This is a genomic window from Clostridia bacterium (assembly GCA_034926675.1).
GTDB lineage: Bacteria > Bacillota > DTU025 > DTU025 > DTU025 > JAYFQW01.
On the sequence record JAYFQW010000024.1, the window covers coordinates 70,863 to 88,067 of the forward strand.

Genomic DNA, 17,205 nt, shown 5'->3' on the forward strand with positions numbered 1-17,205 from the left:
TGCGTCGAGCGCGCGTATCACCTCCACAAGGAGTTCATGCTCCTGCTGCAGTATTCTCTCGGAAAGGGCAGCCTCGTCATCCCCTGGGAGCACTGGCACTGCCCGCTGGCCTATTGCAGGCCCGGTGTCCATTCCCTCGTCCACGTAGTGAACAGTGCATCCAGAGCGGCTCACCCCGGCCTCAATCGCCTGCCTCTGTGCATTTAGGCCAGGGAATGCAGGGAGGAGCGCCGGGTGGATGTTGATCACTGCCCCTGGGAATCGCCTGAGAAACCTCGGCCCCAGCACCCGCATGAACCCCGCAAGCACCACCAGATCTGGTCTTGCATCTGCCACCGCGTCTCCTAGGGCCGCGTCGAACTCGTCCCTTGAGGCGAAATCCCGCCTCCGTACGCACGCCACGGGAATCCCGGAGGTCCTCGCCCGCTCAAGCGCCTTCGCCGTCGGGACGTCAGACACCACCTTCTCAACCGAGCATCTGAGGGAACCATTGGCAATCGCATCGAGCACCGCCTGCAGGTTGGAGCCTCTGCCTGAGGCCAGCACTACCAGCCGCAATCCTCGCACCCCCTGAACTTGACCTTCTTGTCGCCTGCCACGATCCTCCCGATCACCTGCGCAGCCTCGCCATGCTCACCAATGGTCCTCACCGCCAGGTCAGCATCTTCTGCGTGCACGACCGCAACCAGCCCGATGCCCATGTTGAACACCCTGAGCATCTCGTGGATATCCACCTTGCCTGTTCGCTGGATCAACCGGAATATGGGATGGACCCGCCAGGAGCTGAGATCGAGTTCCATGGAGGCGCCCTCTGGGAGTATCCTTGGCGGGTTCTCGACCAGGCCCCCACCGGTTATGTGGGCCATTCCCAGCACATCCACCTTCTCGAGCATCGAAGCCACTGCAGCAGCGTAGATCTTCGTGGGGCGGAGCAGCTCCTCTCCCAGAGTGCAGCCGAGCTCATCCACATTCTCAGTCAGAAGCATGCCGCCTGCCTCGAGCAAAACAGCGCGGGCAAGGGAATACCCATTGGAGTGAAGCCCCGACGAGTTCACGCCTATGACCGCGTCCCCTGGCCGGATTCGTGAACCGTCGATCAGCTTGCTGCGATCCACGGCGCCGACTGCGAACCCGGCTATGTCGTATTCGCCATCCGGATAGAAACCAGGCATCTCGGCGGTCTCTCCTCCAACAAGGGCGCACCCGGCCTGCCGGCATCCATCTGCCACGCCCGACACCACCTGGGCGATCCTCTCCGCATCAAGCCGACCGCAGCCGATGTAGTCCAGGAAGAACAGGGGCTTCGCTCCTGAGACGAGCACATCGTTAACACACATCGCCACAGCGTCGATGCCGATCGTATCGTCACGTTCCATGGCGAACGCGATCTTGAGCTTCGTTCCAACCCCATCGGCGCCGGATATCAGAACAGGATCCTCGATTCCGGCCGCAGCGAGGCTGAACAGCCCGCCGAACCCCCCGATATCGCTCATCACCCCTGGAGTGAAAGTACTGCGGACAGCAGGTTTCATCAGTGCAACCGCCCGGTCGCCCTCAGCGATATCCACCCCGGACTCGCGATAGGTCATGCGGCCGCATCCGCACGTTCCCGAGCCTGGCGCGACTTCAGGATAGCAGCCATCAAAGCACGCGGTGCAGAAGCCGCCGCCCGGCGCCAGCCTCGATACCGCATCGAGCATTCCGTCGCGGGAGATGTATGTCAGAGAGTCAGCCTCTATGGTCTCTCGTATCTCCTCAACCGATTTCTCCACTGCGATTAGCTCTGTCCGCTCCTTGGTGTCTATCCCGTAGCAGCAGGGGTACAGAACAGGAGGCGACGACACCGCCAGGTGCACCTCTTTGGCGCCTGCCTTCCGCATCAGATCCACCAGCCTGGCGCTGGTCGTGCCGCGGACTATGGAATCGTCCACCAGGACCACTCGCTTGCCTGCACAGGAATGCTCCACCGCGTTGAGCTTCAGCCTCACTCCCAGTTCGCGTTCGCTCTGAGACGGCCTGATGAACGTGCGGCCCAGATACCTGTTTTTTGTCAGTCCGTGCTGGAACGGAATCTTGCTCTCAGCTGAGTACCCCAGAGCCGCTCCGACTCCAGACTCAGGCACAGGGACCACGACATCCGCCGAAATCCCTGACTCCCGGGCCAGAGCGGCGCCGACCGCCTCCCGAGCCGCTCCAACACCTATTCCGTCGATCACTGAGTCGGGCCTTGCGAAGTAGATATACTCGAAGATGCATGTGGAAGGGGGCGCCCCTCTCTTCGAAGCTCGAGTTGCCACCGCTCGCACGCCATCCCGAGTGATCGCGACGATCTCTCCCCTGCCGATGTCCTGCTTTCCAGACGCGGAGATGGCATCAAGTGCGCAGGATTCCGAGGCCACTGCCCAGCCTGAAGGGCTGGTCCCCATGATAAGCGGTCTGAACCCGTATGGATCCCGAACAGCGTACACAGTGTCATCTGCCATCACAACGAACGAGTAGCCGCCGCGGAGGTCCTCCATCGTGCGCTCGATGGCCCCAACCATGCCAAAGGAGTGGTAGCGAGCTATCAGGCAGCCTATGGTCTCAGAATCGGATTCGCTTTGGAACACCACTCCAGACCTAGCAAGCCGAAGCCGCAGCTCCGGCCCGTTCGTTATGTGGCCGTTCATAGCCACTGCCATCATGCCACCTAGGTGCCTGAAGACGAATGGCTGGATGCCGGATTCGCCTCCATCTCCGGTGATCGCGTATCGAACATGCCCAATCCCAGTCCCGCCCGGGAGCCTCTCCAGAGAACCCTCATGGAACACCTCGCCCACGAGGCCCATTCCTTTCACAACTCGGACTTCGCCCCCGAAGCAGGTGGCAATGCCCGCGCTCTCCTGCCCCCTGTGCTGCAGGGATACCAGACCGTAGTAGACTGCCAGCGCGGCGTTGTCGTGGAGACAGGCCCCGAAGACTCCGCACTCATCGTGGAGTTTGCCGTCCCCAGTCCACCCGCCCGCCTCCTCTAGTCTCTCATCATCGCGCATGGTATGGCCTCCTCGTACGGCTTCGCCATCTCGGCAACACTCAGGTCGAGCCTGAGAGCGGGGGAGCTTTCATCACCTGAAACGCCGTTCGTGGGTGCATCCTCCTCTGCACGCCTGAACGCGACTGTAAGTCTATCGCCGCCCACTGCCCCGATCAGCTGAGCCGTCACCCCCAGTTCCGATGCCAGCGCGAGCAGTGGCGCGATCCCATCCCTCGGCACGCTCACAACTGCTCTCGCAGCGCTTTCGCTGAACAGGCAGCGGTCAGGCGCCAGATCGGTGCGAATCGTAAGCCCTGCCCCGACCGAGCCAATGATGCAGCACTCGGCAAGAGACGCAGCAAGCCCTCCGCTGGAAATATCGTGGGCAGACGCCAAGAGCCCACGCCCTGCCGCCGCCTGGAGGAGACTTTGCAGACGCCTCTCCGCATCCAGATCCAGCAGGGGCAGGGGGCCCGCTTCGACCATGTGAATGGCTGCAAGGTACTCTGATGCGCCTATCTCGTCCCTCGTTATCCCGAGAAGAACGACTGCATCCCCTGCGTTCCGGAATCCCGATGTAACTCTGTTCTTCACATCATCAATCACCCCCAGCATCCCTATCACTGGGGTCGGACGTATCGACGCTTCCCCATCCTCGTTGTAGAAGCTGACATTCCCTCCTGTGACTGGAGTCTCGAACGCTTCGCAGGCCTGGGCCATTCCGGCGGCGCACTCCGAGAACTGCCAGAAGACCTCGGGCTTGTATGGGTTCCCGAAGTTCAGGCAGTTGGTGATGGCAATCGGCTTGGCGCCGGAACAGGCCACGTTCCGGGCAGCCTCCGCGACTGCATGGGCGGCTCCTTTTCTGGGGTCAATGCAGCAGTACCGGGAATTGCAGTCCGTCGAAGCGGCGATGCCCCGCTGGGCGCCGGGAAGCCGCAGAACCGCCGCATCCGAGCCTGGCGTGACCACGGCGCCCGCGCCCACTTGGTGGTCATACTGAGAGTAGATCCACCTCTTGCTCGCATTCTCCGGACGCGCCAGGAGAGCAAGGAGCGCCTTTCCCAGGTCATCCACTGGTGGAATGGAGGATGTGTCGAAAGAGGCGAGCTCATCGATGTATGCGGGCTTTTGCGACTCCCTGTGGTACACCGGCGCATCGTCTGCAAGTGCAGCTGCTGGCGCCTGTGCCACTACGTTCCCGCCGTCTATGATTGTCACCATTCCGTCGTCGGTGACCTTCCCGACGATGGACGCCTCAAGCTCCCATTTTCTTAGGATCTCCTCCACTTCCGCCTCTCTTCCGGGCGTTGGAACGAGAAGCATCCTCTCCTGTGATTCCGAGAGCATCAACTCGTACGCGGTCATTCCCCTCTCCCGCCTGGGCACGCGGTCCAGATCCATGATCATCCCTGTGCCGCCCCGTGACGCCATTTCGCAAGATGAACAGGTAAGCCCAGCCGCTCCCATGTCCTGGATTCCCAGCACACACCCGCGGGCAACAAGCTCCAAGCACGCCTCAAGCAGCAGTTTCTCTCGAAATGGGTCGCCGACCTGGACCGCCGACCTCCGCTCCACGGCTTCCTCGGTGAGGTCCGCAGAGGCGAATGTCGCTCCGTGGATTCCATCGCGTCCTGTTCTTGAACCTATGACCATTACGCTGTTCCCGGCGCCCCGCGCTGCTCCACGCTTGATGTCTTCCTTACGCATCACACCGATGCACATGGCATTCACAAGAGGGTTGTTCTCGTAGGACGGGTGAAAGTGGGTCTCGCCTCCCACCGTCGCGACACCGACGGCGTTTCCGTAGCCCGCGATCCCCGACACTACCCCATCCATGAGCCGCCTATTCCTGGCGGATGAGAGGTCGCCGAACCAGAGCGAATCGAGGATGGCGATGGGTCTCGCGCCCATGGTGAATATGTCTCTGATGATCCCGCCCACTCCAGTCGCCGCACCCTGGTACGGTTCCACCGCAGATGGGTGGTTGTGGCTTTCGATTTTGAACACCACGGCAATGCCGTCCCCTACGTCCACGATTCCCGCATTCTCACCTGGGCCCTCGAGCACGTGCTTGCCGGATGTGGGCAGCGTTCTGAGAATGGGTTTGGAGTTCTTGTAGGAGCAGTGCTCCGACCACATCACGGAGAACATCCCGGTCTCAACCAGGCTGGGCTCCCTTCCGAGGATCTTGCAGATCATGTCGTGCTCTTCATCGGTGAGCCCCATCTCACGCCAGGGGCAGCGGCTGTCTTTCGCTGTGCTAGCCACGACGTCCACCTCCACTGACCCAGGCAGCGACCGATTCAAACAGCGCTCGACCATCGGCGCCTCCCAGGATCTCCTCTGCAGCGCGCTCCGGGTGGGGCATCATCCCCAACACATTGCCGCCTTTGTTGCATATCCCCGCTATGTTGTTCAGGCTGCCGTTGGGGTTAGAGCCCGGGGTCACATTCCCGGCTTCATCACAGTACCTGAACACGACCTGCCCAGCCGCCTCCAGAGAGGCCAGAACCGCATCGTCGGCGTAGTAGTTGCCCTCGCCGTGGGCGATCGTAAGTGCTAGCGTCTCTCCCACGCTGAGCCCGCTCGTGAAGGGTGTCCTTGCCGACTCCACGCGAATCCTCTGCGGCGCACATACGAACCTGGTGCAGGTGTTGCGCAGCATCGCCCCTGGAAGGAGTCCGGCTTCCAGGAGCACCTGAAACCCGTTGCAGATTCCCAGTACTGGCTTGCCCTCATTGGCGTATCTGATGATCGAATCCATCACCGGTGAGAACCTTGCTATGGCGCCAGACCGCAGGTAATCACCGTGCGCGAATCCGCCTGGCAGAACCAGGCAGTCGAAACCATCCACCGACGTCTCACGATGCCAGATGAACTCCCCATCGTAGCCCGCCGCGGATATTGCGGTGAGGCAGTCGCGATCACAGTTCGACCCGGGAAACACCACTACTCCGAATCTCATCACGCCTGCTCCTTCGCGATCTCGAATTGATATGTCTCAGTGATCGGGTTTGCAAGGAGGCGGCGGCATACCTCATCAACGACCCGCCTGCATTCCGCCTCGTCTGATGCAGTGATCCTGACCTCGAGGCTCTTCCCGACGCGCACGCCGTTCACCCCGGCGTAACCCATCGAACAAAGGGCTGACCTTACAGCCTCTCCCTGAGGATCCAAAATCGACTCTTTCAGCGCAACTGCAACTCGCGCCACGTAATTCATATTGCCCCACCTCCAGGTCTCAATGGACCATGTGAGTCCTGCGTCCCATCTTCACCATGAACTGTGTCGGATCCGCTTTCCACGCGGGACAGCATCTCCGCGTAGGCCTCTTCCACTCCGCCAAGATCCCGCCGGAACCGGTCCTTATCGAGCTTGTCTCCTGTGGCGGCGTCCCATAGCCTGCAGGTGTCGGGGGATATCTCATCGCCGAGGAGAATCTCATCTCCGAACATCCCGAATTCGAGCTTGAAATCGATGAGGTCCACACCGAGCGAGGAGAAGAAATCCATGAGCAGCTTGTCCACTGCCAGTGCATCCCTTTTGATCTTCTCGACCTGCTCTGGCGATGCCGCCTTCAGTATTTCGATGTGGCCTTCGCACAAAAGCGGGTCGCCTAGGGAATCGTTCTTGTAGTAGAACTCCACCAGCGGCCTCGGGAGAGCGGTTCCCTCGGGAATGCCTAGCCTGCGAGATATGCTTCCCGCAGCCACGTTCCTCACCACGACCTCCACTGGAAGCATCTGCATCCTCCGCACGAGCATGAAGCGCTCGCCCTCAGTGCGAATGTAGTGAGTGCGAACCCCAGCATGCTCAAGAAGGGAGAAGAGCGATGCCGACATGAGGTTGCACACCTTTCCCTTCCCTGCAAAAGAGCCTTTCTTCTTGCCGTCGAACGCAGTGGCGTCATTCTTGAACTCCATCAGCAGCATTGATGGATCGTCAGTCTCGTACACAATCTTCGCTTTGCCCTCGTAGAGCAGTCTTCCTGCATTCATCGCGATTGACTCCCCTTTCCCTCGCTCCCGGCAGCGCCGAACTTCGCGGACACGCGAGCATCGGCATCCGCCACTCTTTCAGCCATCGACTGCCGGCGTTTCTCAAGCCTCGCCATGAGTTCCGAGTCCGACAGAGCCAGTATCTGAGCTGCAAGCAACCCCGCGTTCTCCGCCCCGCCGATGCCCACAGTGGCCACTGGGACTCCCGCAGGCATCATCACGGTGGAGCATAGTGCATCGAAACCGCCTAGCGCACCTGATGCCAAAAGAAGCGGCACCCCGATCACTGGGATGCTAGTGTTCGCTGCAATCGCTCCTGAGAGGTGCGCCGCGCCTCCTGCTCCGGCAATGATCACGCCGATGCCTCTCTCACGCGCCTGCCGGGCGTAGTCCGCCGCAGCCTGCGGCGTTCTGTGCGCCGAGATAACCCTGACCTCATGCCCGACCTCGAGCGCCGCCAGGACTGCCGCGGCGGCCTCCATTGCCGGCAGGTCGGATGCACTGCCCATCACAATGCCCACTCGATTCGCTATCCTGTCCACCTCCAAGTGATATGCTTCGCTTTCGCCACAGAAAAATGAAAGCCCCGGCGGACGGTTCACTGCGCGGAGTGAAACCTAACCGCCGGGGTTTTTATCCCTCAAGGTGTGGCGCCGCGTAGCGCGGGCCTGCATCGCTCGGACCAAACCCTCCGCCCAACAGCAGAGGTGGAACCCTAGATGCACTTTCGCTCAATTCGAGTTCTATGCGATTGTCAACAACACCAGACTACACTCCCGAGCCTATCCCTGTCAACTATGGAAACCGACTATGGAAGCCGTGCTCGCGACCTGCACCTCGGCGTGCCGAGGACCATGCCCCACACCATGCCAAAGCGCACCTGTTCTTCACCGGCAGTCGCGGCGTCAGGCCCAAGCATCAAGTCCGCACTCCACGCGTCACTACGGCTAGGTCCCGCATCATCATCGCCGAGATCCGCACCAGGCAGGGCCTCCTCATCTGATCTACCACTATCTGGCGCCGGCGCCAGGCCCGCAGCTCGCGCTATGGGTTCATCAGCGGGCTCTCCCACCGGCCCAAGTGAGCCTACATCTGCAGGCATATCCCATGTGCGCATCCGATCCCGATTCCACTCAGCCCGCATCTGATCGCGAAGATCATCGCCTCTTGGCACAGATAGGCCTGGCTCCGAAGGACCCTCCTCGGACATCTCGAAAGCCGCCTCAGGCTGCTCCTCAGCCGCCGATCCCTCCACCCAATCAGTCGTAGTTCCTGAAGGCTCGAGCGAGCCGCCAGGCGCCTGAGGAGCTGGTGAAGGCCCGCCCTGACCTGAACGCGACTGAACCGGCGCCCGGTCGGTCCTCTGAACAGGCCCAGCCTGCGGGGCCGTTCCCCGGGCGCCCGCCTTGCGGCGAGCGTCGCTCTCGGCCGCCTCCATGATCGTCTTGAGAACTCGAACGACTACTGAGAACACCACAAGCAGCGCTATGAATACTGATAGGAGATCCAAAGGGGCCACCACCTCCATCCATAGGAGTGGGCGTGAATCACTTCGGCGTGCCGTTGGCGCCGGAGCCCTCCTCGAGCGTTCCAGGCCTGGACCCTGCTTTGGAGATCGACTCCCGCATCTGAGTGTCGGCCTTGAGGTTCAGGAGGTTGTAATGATCCATAACACCCATGTTTCCACTTCTGAGGGCCTGCGACAGAGCCTGCGGAACTTCGGCCTCGGCCTCCACGACTCTGGCCCTCATCTCCTGCACCCTGGCCTTCATTTCCTGCTCCAGGGCAAGAGCGGCAAATCGTCGCTCAGCAGCCTTAGCCTGCGCGATGTTCTTATCCGCCTCCGCCTGATCCATCTGAAGCCGTGCGCCGATGTTGCGGCCAACGTCGACGTCGGCGATGTCGATTGAGAGAATCTCAAAGGCGGTGCCGTTATCGAGGCCCTTCGCCAGAACCACCCTGGAGATCATGTCCGGGTTCTCCAGCACTACCTTGTGGCTCTCTGCAGAGCCAACGGTGGTCACGATGCCTTCGCCGACCCTGGCGATCACCGTAGCCTCGCCTGCTCCTCCTATGAGCCTTTCAATGTTCGCCCTGACAGTGACGCGGGCTTTCGCCCTGAGCTCAATGCCATCCTTGGCCACAGCCGCCACTACCGGCGTCTCGATAACCTTCGGGTTCACGCTCATCTGAACCGCCTCGAGCACATTGCGTCCGGCAAGGTCGATGGCCGCCGCCCTCTCAAAACTGAGGTTGATGTCGGCCCGCTGTGCTGCGATAAGGGCATCCACTACCCTATCCACGTTGCCCCCTGCAAGGTGGTGGGCTTCGAGCTGGTCAACAGTGGCCGGAATCCCGGCTTTCGCCGATTTAATCATCGGCATGATGATCCTCGATGGCACAACCCGGCGAAGCCTCATCCCCACGAGAGTGAACAGCCCGACCTTCACCCCTGCGGCCCACGCGGAGATCCACAGCCCCACAGGGATGAAGTTGAGCAGGATCAGAAAGAAAACGATAATCAGAATCGGAAGCACCCAGGCTAGCGTCTCAATGTAAAGCATCGCTCGCGGCACCCTCCCTTTCATCGATGATCGGCCTGACCATGATCTTGTATCCTTCCACTTCCACGATGTGGACCCTAGTTCCGGCAGGGATGAAGGCTCCTTCAGACACTGCATCCATTCGCGTCCCGTCCACGCTTATGGCGCCGACCGGTCTGAGAGGAGTGAGCGCTATTCCATCCTTGCCCAGGAACCGTTCCATGGTGTCCACAGCCACGTATCCCCTGTCGGGGGTCTCAGAATGGCCCAACACTATTCTCCCCGAACCGACCTGGTCCTTTCCATGCCTGCCCATGAAGTGTATGAGAAGCCCCACCAGCACAACCGTGACAGTGAAGGCGATTCCCAGGGCCGTCATCGCCTGCCCCGGAGTAGGGTAACTGAACAGAATGCTCGCAAAGATGCTCACAATTCCAAGGATTCCTGTTACGCCGAAGCCAGGGATCACAAAGACCTCCAGCAAGAGCATAGCAAGCCCGACTATGAAGAGCACTATTGCCTCCCAGCCTGCCGCCCCGCCCATCATCCGTCCGCCGAAGAAGAGCGCAAGCGACACAAGGCCCAGAGTTCCCGGAACCCCGAACCCCGGCGTAACAAGCTCGATTGCGAGCCCGAGGAGCCCGATAGTGAGGAGCACCCCTGACACCGCCTCGTTCGAGATCGCCCGCCCAAGCCATTCGGCGGATGTGGGCTTCACGCGAGTCACCTCGGCGCCGGCCATTTTCTCTTTGGCCAGCAGATCGTCAAGGCTGGTCACGGTGTGGTCGATAAACCCGATCTCCTTTGCCTTCAGTGCAGTGAGGGTGAGTATCTTTCCCCTCTCGACCAGGCCCGGGATATCCACGTCAGCATCTACCATAGCGCCCGCGACTTTCGGATCACGGCCCCGGAGTTCCGCTGTGGCCTCGAACTCGGCGCGGAATGCGGATATGTATTTCTCCTCCTTGGGGCGTGTTTCCGCGGCGCCCATGGATCCTCCCGGGGCCATCGCGATCACATCACAGGCCAGGGTGATCAGCGCTCCTGCCGACCACGCCCGAGAATTGACATAGGCGATGGTCGGAATCCCTGAAGATACGATGGCATCGCGCATCTTGATCGCCGCGTCCACGAGGCCGCCTGGCGTGTCAATCTCGATAACGAGAGCATCCGCGTCGGCATCCTGCGCATCGCGAATACCACGCGCAAGAAAGGCCGACACTCCCATCTCAATCTGCCCATTGATGGGCACCACATAGACCCTCGCCGCCGCCTGGCACGAGCCTGGCGCCAAGGCCGTCAACACTCCCACGGCAACCAGGAAAGCCACGCCGAGAACACCGGTGCGAATTCGCACTCTCAACCGGAATCCCCCCTTCTTTGATCCAGTGCATGCCCACGGGCCTAGGCCCCCAGCAGATCTCTCACAACCTGGTTCACGAGTTTCCCATCGGCGCGACCGCGGACCTTCGGCATGATAATGCCCATCACCTTGCCCATATCTCGCGGGCCCGACGCGCCTATCTGCGCCACAGCATCAGCCACAATAGTGCGAACATCTGCCTCGGAGAGCTGCTCTGGCAGATATCTCATCATCACGTCGATCTGATCCTGCTCAGCGCGGGCTCTATCAGGCCGGCCCACCCTTATGTACTCATCGATGGCATCACGCCTCTGCTTGACCTGCTTGGCCATGACCTCCAGTTCCTCAGCTTCACAGAGCGGCGCCATCTTCTCTATCTCCGCATTCTTGAGGGCTGCAATGGAAAGCCTGATCACCGATTTCAGCAGGGCGTCCCCCTGTTTGGTAGCTGCCATGAGGTCCTCCCTAAGACGCACAGTAAGCGACATCTTGCCTTCCTCCTTCTGCGGCAATATCTCATTATACCATTGATGGATTCCGCGTGAAACGGGAACCATATGCGCTGGGACAATGACGATGAGAGGTGCGACGGCAATGGGCTATGCAGTATTCCTGGGCGCAGCAGCCATCATGGTCAATTCGTGGAGATACGCCGCCGAGGCATGGAAAGGGCGGAATCGCTTCGGCGCCGTGGGGCTGATCCTGTTCACCCTGCTCACCCTGGCCCTCGTTGGATGGGAACTGTTCTTCAGAGCATGAGCTCGATCATCCCCAGGTCCAACCTATGGCCTGACCGCCTGGGCGTTCTCCATGCGTCTGCAGGCCTATGCCCTCGGCTTCGGAGATCCGACAGTCATTCCGCGTCTTCGAACCTCAAGCCTTGCTTCTGGCTCTATCTCCAGAGTGCGAAATACCTCGTGCCAGCGCGGCGCGATATCCCGTTCCCACCTTTGAACACTGATCCTCTGCCGAAACGCCTCGCCCATGCCCAGCAGGTCAGTTCCGTACTGATCCTGCGAAACGGCCACCAAGGCCCGGATACGCTGTTCCACCTGTTTCGACAGCCCCCGGTTGAGAGCCTCTATCTCGTCCAAACTGGAGAAGCTCTCATCCGATGCGAGTTCCCGGATGTCCACTTCGCCCCGGATTCGTATCACCACCCTGGCTCCCCTGAAGGCATCCACTGAAGTCGGGATGGGCTTGGGCAAGTCAAACGATGCGCGACAACTCAGGATGCTCACCGCCACCGTGCCCCTGCCGCGGGGAAGATCGTGAATAAACGAGTATTCCCCTCCTGCGTTCTTCACAATGAGGAGCATGGCCGTATCCTCCGGACTGAGCCAGCCCATCATCTTGTCAGCGCGAAATGCGGCGGCGCCCGAAAGCTCAATGGCGTCTGACGAAGGCGCCTGCGAATCAGCCCCGCTGGATCCGCCCGCCCCACCCGGCTCACTCGCAGCGCCTCCTCCCGCAGCGCCTCCTTCCCGGTTTGGCCCAGAGGTCGGGCCTTTGCCCTCAGGGCGCCTGCCGATGGGTGTCTCCTCCTGAGGCGACATCTGGGGAACAAGCTTCGCCCTGGCGATGACTGGCTGCAGCCCCGCCTCCTCTGTGGCGGCAATGACGGAAAGGACTGTAGACCGGGGCGCAACTGCCAGTTGCCCCGCGTTGCGCATTAGCGCGTTGATGTAAGAAGCGGCGATGCTCGCCTGAGGCGACTGCACCCCGAGTATCCTGTCGACTGGATCTGAGGTCACGACCACCCACGACTTGGCGCGGAATTCGCCAACCCTCGCGAGCACGTCAAGTAGGTCCTTCAACCCGCTGCGGGCAAACCTCTCTCCTATGATCAGAGACCGCACGTGCGCTAGGAATAGCACCTTGCCCGATTTGGCTCCGACATTCCTGAGCGCCTCCCAAACGGTGGCGCCCTCGGCAGAAGCAAGCCACGACTCCTCCTTGGCAGATTCCGAAGGCTTTGCCGACGGAATTGCTGACTGAACCCATGCCCTTATACGCCCGTTCTCGGCCTCATCGATGCCCACGCCCATGATGAAACCTACGCTCTCGATTTCCTGTCCCTCACCGCAGCCAGCCGTGGCCAGCGTCAGCGTAACGCAGACCATGGCAAGGATTGCAGCGTTCCGAGTCATGACGTCGCTCCGGCCTCCCTTCCTCCCCTGCTCTTGCCGCCTCTATGCCGTATTGCAGCCACGGTCAGCATCAGGGCGGGGAGCCCTAGCGCGTACCATCCGGAATACTTGAGGAATACCCCGAGGGTGCTGAAGGACTCCATTATGTTCTCAGGCAATAGCGATAGGGCCATGGTGAAGACGCCGTAAGGCAGCACGAGCGGGCGATAATCCGTGAGGTTCATGACCTCGGCCGCAGATGCCACTGATGCATAAAACACAGTCGCCGACTTCAAGAGGGCCACTGAGAACCAAAGCGCAAGGAAGAGAATCTCGGTGCGCTCAAGGAACTCCCCCACTCCAACCATCCTCGCGATCTCCACAGCAGGGAAGGTGAGCCTGGCCATGGCGTAGTGACCGAGCATCATCAGCCCAAAGCTCACCGACAGCGCCATCAGCACGGATCCTATCGTGACCCCGCTTGCCAGGGCAATGTGCACTCTGGAAATGTCCTGCTTACGCATGCTCCTGATGAAAGCCAGGACAACGATGAGCTCCCCAACATAGGATGCATAAAGCATGCCCCCCCTGAGTATTGCCATGGGCCCCTTCCCGAGCAGGGGCAAAAGACGCCCTGGAACGCTCACTGGCACGGCGAGGCCAGTGAGCATGATCAAAGAGAGAACAACTATGGTGAAGAAAATCAACGACACTCTCGCGATGGGCTCAATGCCGAGGTACGTAGCGTAAGCCAGCAGCGCGAAAAAGACCCCGCTCACGATCTCGGTCGGGGTCGACTGGAGGAACGGGATGGAAATCGCCAACACGAACTGCTTCGATGAAATGGCGAGAATCACGGTGCAGTACACGGCGAATGAGAATCCGATTGCCTTCCCCAGAGGGATCGTGAAGACATCTTCCGCCATTTCCACTACGCTGAGGGTTGGGAACCGGCGAATAAGCGCTCCGGCAATGAACGCGATCGCAATTCCGATGGCCCAGCCTACGATGACAGAGATCCACGCCGCACACCCCGCCACCGGAGTGAGAACTCTCGCAGCCGCGAGGAATCCAGTGGCGAACACCAGTTGGGCCGCGAGCACCACTACCTGGAGGTACAGGATCTCTTCCTTTTTCCGTCCCGTTGAAGCCGCTTCCCGCCTGCCCTCGTCCCGTCCATCATGGATTGGCATGACCATTCCCACCTCCCGCTCCGCCCCGCATGTCGCCTCGCTTGCTTTGGTTGTCGCTTCCGCCCTGCTCGTCGCGGTCAGGCGGCATCTCCCCTGCCTTCTCGGCCTCCTGGGCCCGTTTCGCGACGCCAGGGCTCCAAGTGCGGATGAATCGTTTCTGCCTCACCCTGTCCTGGGGATTTGCATACCCGGGCCTGCGTTCGAAGGTGAACACAGGGGACCTCCATATCATGTCCCGCAGGACCTCCGCAGGCCTCATCAGCGGTTCAAGGAAAGGCACTCCGAAAGACGTAAGCGCGCCCATGTGGAGAAAGATCGCGAGGAGCCCAGCCATGACCCCATATAGCCCAAGCCATGCGCCAAGAAAGAGCAGAGGAAACCGAAGCAGCCGGATGGCGAGGCCAGTTGGATAGTGAGGCACGGCGAAGGAGGCAAGGCCTGTAACGGCCACCACTATCACCATTATCGGGCTCACCAGGCCAGCGGAAACAGCGGCATCGCCGAGGAGCAGCGCGCCAACAAACCCGAGGGTCTGCCCCACAGGGTCGGGCAGGCGAATCCCGGCCTCTCTGATCAGTTCGAGCGCCATTTCCATCAGCATCGCCTCGACCAGAGCGGGAAATGGCACAGGCATGTGCGATCCTGCGATCGCCATGGCAAGCTTCGTTGGAAGCATCTCCTGGTGAAAGCCTGTTACGGCCACATATGTGGCTGGCAGTAGAAGCGCAAGGGCTCCAGAGACGTAGCGAAGGAACCGCAGCGGCCCCCCGAACGGAAAACGCTCGTAGTAGTCCTCAGCTGACTGAAAGAAACTCCCAAGGTTTGCTGGCGCCATCAGAGCGATGGGGGAATCGTCGACCAGAATGCCCACAAGCCCCTCTGAAAGCCCGGCGCAGAACCGGTCGGGCCTTTCGGTGTACTGTATCTGCGGGAACGGCGAGTATGGGTAATCCTCGATAAGCTCTTCGATGATGCCGGAATCGGGGACAATGTCGATGACTATGGCCTCCAGCCGTTCCTTCGCCTTCGCCACGAGTTCAGGATCAGTGAGGCCGTCGATGTATGCGACCACCACATCGGTTCTGGAAAGCTCGCCCACTTGCATCGAGTCCAGCCGCAGGTTAGGCGTGCGGAGCCTCCTTCTGACCAGGGCGGTATTCGCTCGGAGGAGCTCTGAGAAGCCCTCGCGCGGGCCTCGCACCACCTTCTCCGTGTGCGGCTCAGAGATGGGCCTGTGCTCCCACCCCTTGGCTTCGAAGCACAGGCACTTCCCTGCGCCCTCCACGAAAAGGGCGGCCTCCCCCGTGAGAACCTTGCGGATCACCGACTGCATGGTGGATTCCACGGCGGCCTGCCCAGACGGCAGAAGGTGCGTGGTCAGGATATCCGCCACATTGCACTTGTCGATCGCTCCCGGATCGAGAGAAGGCGCCCGCGCTGAAAGCATCACCGATCTGAGGGCCATCAGGTTGACGGTCGCACGGTCTGTAAGGCCTTCTATGTAGAAGAGCAGTCCATCCAGTTCCGGTTGCGTCCATATGGACAGACGGCGGAGAACAACGTCAGGGCTGCCCTCACCGAACTTGTCGTGGATGTAGGCCTCCACGGCATCGAGGGAGGAAGGCACAGGAGTCCCCTCAGACTGGAGTTGTGGAGCGGAGCCCACTGGAAGGTCTCGCTCAGGCTCGGCGCCGCCAGATGAGCGGTTCTCGGCGCCGCGCCGCGCAACTTCCTCGAGGGGGATCGGGCTTTTCCCCAGGATCATCCTTCGCTGCCCCGCAGTTCCCCTAATGAGCTGCCTAAGGAATCTCAAGCACCGTTCCCCCAGTGTGAGCACAGAAGCCACTCACCATCACACTTTGCCCACACCCGAGCGGTTTATGCCACTGACCGGAATTCACTTCACGACAATGCCGATCTTATCGCCGTTGCGCACCGCAGGAAACACGAAGGCGGGAGGATACTCACCCATGGGCAGGCCCCATTGCCGCGCGTACAAACGAACAAGAGGAGAGACTTAAGTCCCTCCTCCGTTGGGGTCAATCATTGCACGTTGGGGGCTGGCAACTGAACCCTCAGCTAGCGGTACTTCCGCTTCCGCGCGGCCTCTGACTTCTTCTTTCGGCGCACGCTCGGCTTGTCGTAGTGTTCACGCTTGCGGATCTCAGCTAAGACTCCCGATTGCTGACACTGCCGCTTGAACCGGCGCAGCGCGCTATCGAGGGATTCATTCTTACCAACTCTGACCTCTGATGCCATACGGATACCCCCCCTCTCCGTGCGAGAATCATCCGAACACATCTGCACGCGTCTTCGTGGATCCGTATGACGTTCCACGAGGCAATCTTGTCAAATTATACTGCACCAACTGCGGCAATGTCAACGGGATACGCTGCCTGCCCGCTGCCTGGAGTGTGTGCAACGCCTACGCGCTCCAGCGCATCCCCGGCATCCTATGCCGCATCTGCGCCACATTGAGCACTGGCGCCAAGTTCTTTTGCGGTCCGCTCGGGCAAGCGCCAGTTTTTTGGCGCCTTCGACCCGCGAAGACCGCATGCATACCAGCCCCAGGCCACTTGCACTGGCTATCCCGGAGGCCAGGCGAACGTCCGCCCGCCCAGCAGATGGAAATGAAGATGCCCCACACTCTGCCCAGCGTCGCGCCCGCAGTTGACTACCACCCGATACCCTCCATCGGCCACACCGCGCTCCTCAGCTAACCTAGCTGCTAGCCTGTGCACTCTGCCGATGAGCGAATCGTGTGACTGGCCCAGCTCACGCAGACTGGGAATGTGCTCAACAGGCACGATGAGCACATGCACCGGAGCCGCGGGGTTCATATCCGAGAATGCGATCATGTCGTCATCCTTGTACAGTAGTGATGCCGGTATCTCTCCCCGCGCAATTCTGCAGAAGACACAGTCGTCTGCCATATCAACACCCCCTCGCACCCTCGCTCACAT

At 60.7% G+C, this 17,205-nt stretch carries 16 protein-coding genes and 1 pseudogene; 1 reads left to right on the top strand and 16 read right to left on the bottom strand.

Translation table 11 applies throughout. The features are described 5' to 3' along the window. Window positions 1–60: 60 nt before the first annotated feature. The 11 genes and pseudogenes from purN to VB144_07565 all read right to left on the bottom strand — a co-directional run bounded on the left by purN (window position 61) and on the right by VB144_07565 (window position 11,408). Window positions 61–567, bottom strand: a pseudogene (gene purN / locus VB144_07515) (phosphoribosylglycinamide formyltransferase). Then, window positions 546–3,032 carry an amidophosphoribosyltransferase gene (purF, locus tag VB144_07520; GenBank protein ID MEA4883487.1) on the bottom strand — a complete coding sequence of 829 codons (2,487 nt, stop codon included), beginning with the start codon at window positions 3,030–3,032 and terminating at the stop codon, window positions 546–548. The pseudogene purN and the gene purF overlap by 22 nt, the downstream one beginning before the upstream one ends. Then, window positions 3,011–5,284: a phosphoribosylformylglycinamidine synthase subunit PurL gene (gene purL, locus VB144_07525; GenBank protein MEA4883488.1), complete on the bottom strand. Its 2,274-nt coding sequence runs from the start codon at window positions 5,282–5,284 to the stop codon at window positions 3,011–3,013. Before purL ends, purF begins: the two co-directional genes overlap by 22 nt. Next, entirely contained in the window at window positions 5,277–5,981 is a 705-nt protein-coding gene (gene purQ / locus VB144_07530; protein ID MEA4883489.1) for a phosphoribosylformylglycinamidine synthase subunit PurQ, read from the bottom strand. The genes purL and purQ overlap by 8 nt, the downstream gene beginning before the upstream one ends. Next, window positions 5,981–6,238, bottom strand: a complete 258-nt coding sequence (purS, locus tag VB144_07535; GenBank protein ID MEA4883490.1) for a phosphoribosylformylglycinamidine synthase subunit PurS — start codon at window positions 6,236–6,238, stop codon at window positions 5,981–5,983. The genes purQ and purS overlap by 1 nt, the downstream gene beginning before the upstream one ends. Next, complete coding sequence (gene purC, locus VB144_07540; GenBank protein ID MEA4883491.1) at window positions 6,235–7,014, bottom strand: phosphoribosylaminoimidazolesuccinocarboxamide synthase; 780 nt, start codon at window positions 7,012–7,014, stop codon at window positions 6,235–6,237. Before purC ends, purS begins: the two co-directional genes overlap by 4 nt. Further along, window positions 7,011–7,556: a 5-(carboxyamino)imidazole ribonucleotide mutase gene (gene purE / locus VB144_07545; protein ID MEA4883492.1), complete on the bottom strand. Its 546-nt coding sequence runs from the start codon at window positions 7,554–7,556 to the stop codon at window positions 7,011–7,013. Before purE ends, purC begins: the two co-directional genes overlap by 4 nt. A 266-nt stretch (window positions 7,557–7,822) precedes the next feature. Next, window positions 7,823–8,524: a hypothetical protein gene (locus VB144_07550; protein ID MEA4883493.1), complete on the bottom strand. Its 702-nt coding sequence runs from the start codon at window positions 8,522–8,524 to the stop codon at window positions 7,823–7,825. 37 nt (window positions 8,525–8,561) lie between these two features. Next, window positions 8,562–9,578 (bottom strand): flotillin-like protein FloA, encoded by a 1,017-nt coding sequence (gene floA / locus VB144_07555; GenBank protein ID MEA4883494.1) that lies wholly within the window; start codon window positions 9,576–9,578, stop codon window positions 8,562–8,564. Beyond that, complete coding sequence (locus VB144_07560) at window positions 9,565–10,914, bottom strand: nodulation protein NfeD (protein MEA4883495.1); 1,350 nt, start codon at window positions 10,912–10,914, stop codon at window positions 9,565–9,567. The genes floA and VB144_07560 overlap by 14 nt, the downstream gene beginning before the upstream one ends. Before the next feature lie 47 nt (window positions 10,915–10,961). Then, the gene (locus VB144_07565; protein ID MEA4883496.1) at window positions 10,962–11,408 is read right to left on the bottom strand and encodes a GatB/YqeY domain-containing protein; all 447 of its coding nucleotides are present in this window, start codon (window positions 11,406–11,408) and stop codon (window positions 10,962–10,964) included. 106 nt (window positions 11,409–11,514) lie between these two features. Between VB144_07565 and VB144_07570 the strand changes: the two genes are divergently transcribed. After that, window positions 11,515–11,679: a hypothetical protein gene (locus VB144_07570; GenBank protein ID MEA4883497.1), complete on the top strand. Its 165-nt coding sequence runs from the start codon at window positions 11,515–11,517 to the stop codon at window positions 11,677–11,679. A gap of 65 nt (window positions 11,680–11,744) precedes the next feature. On the opposite strand, the gene VB144_07575 is transcribed toward VB144_07570, so the two are convergent. From VB144_07575 to VB144_07595, 5 genes are all read right to left on the bottom strand, one after another. Further along, window positions 11,745–13,070 carry a Ger(x)C family spore germination protein gene (locus VB144_07575; GenBank protein MEA4883498.1) on the bottom strand — a complete coding sequence of 442 codons (1,326 nt, stop codon included), beginning with the start codon at window positions 13,068–13,070 and terminating at the stop codon, window positions 11,745–11,747. Continuing rightward, a complete protein-coding gene (locus tag VB144_07580; GenBank protein ID MEA4883499.1) occupies window positions 13,067–14,242 on the bottom strand; it encodes an endospore germination permease in 1,176 nt (391 codons plus the stop codon). The genes VB144_07575 and VB144_07580 overlap by 4 nt, the downstream gene beginning before the upstream one ends. Next, a complete protein-coding gene (locus VB144_07585) occupies window positions 14,229–16,055 on the bottom strand; it encodes a spore germination protein (protein ID MEA4883500.1) in 1,827 nt (608 codons plus the stop codon). The genes VB144_07580 and VB144_07585 overlap by 14 nt, the downstream gene beginning before the upstream one ends. Before the next feature lie 266 nt (window positions 16,056–16,321). Beyond that, a complete protein-coding gene (rpsU, locus tag VB144_07590) occupies window positions 16,322–16,501 on the bottom strand; it encodes a 30S ribosomal protein S21 (protein ID MEA4883501.1) in 180 nt (59 codons plus the stop codon). 326 nt (window positions 16,502–16,827) lie between these two features. Beyond that, the gene (locus tag VB144_07595; protein ID MEA4883502.1) at window positions 16,828–17,175 is read right to left on the bottom strand and encodes a histidine triad nucleotide-binding protein; all 348 of its coding nucleotides are present in this window, start codon (window positions 17,173–17,175) and stop codon (window positions 16,828–16,830) included. Window positions 17,176–17,205 lie beyond the last annotated feature (30 nt).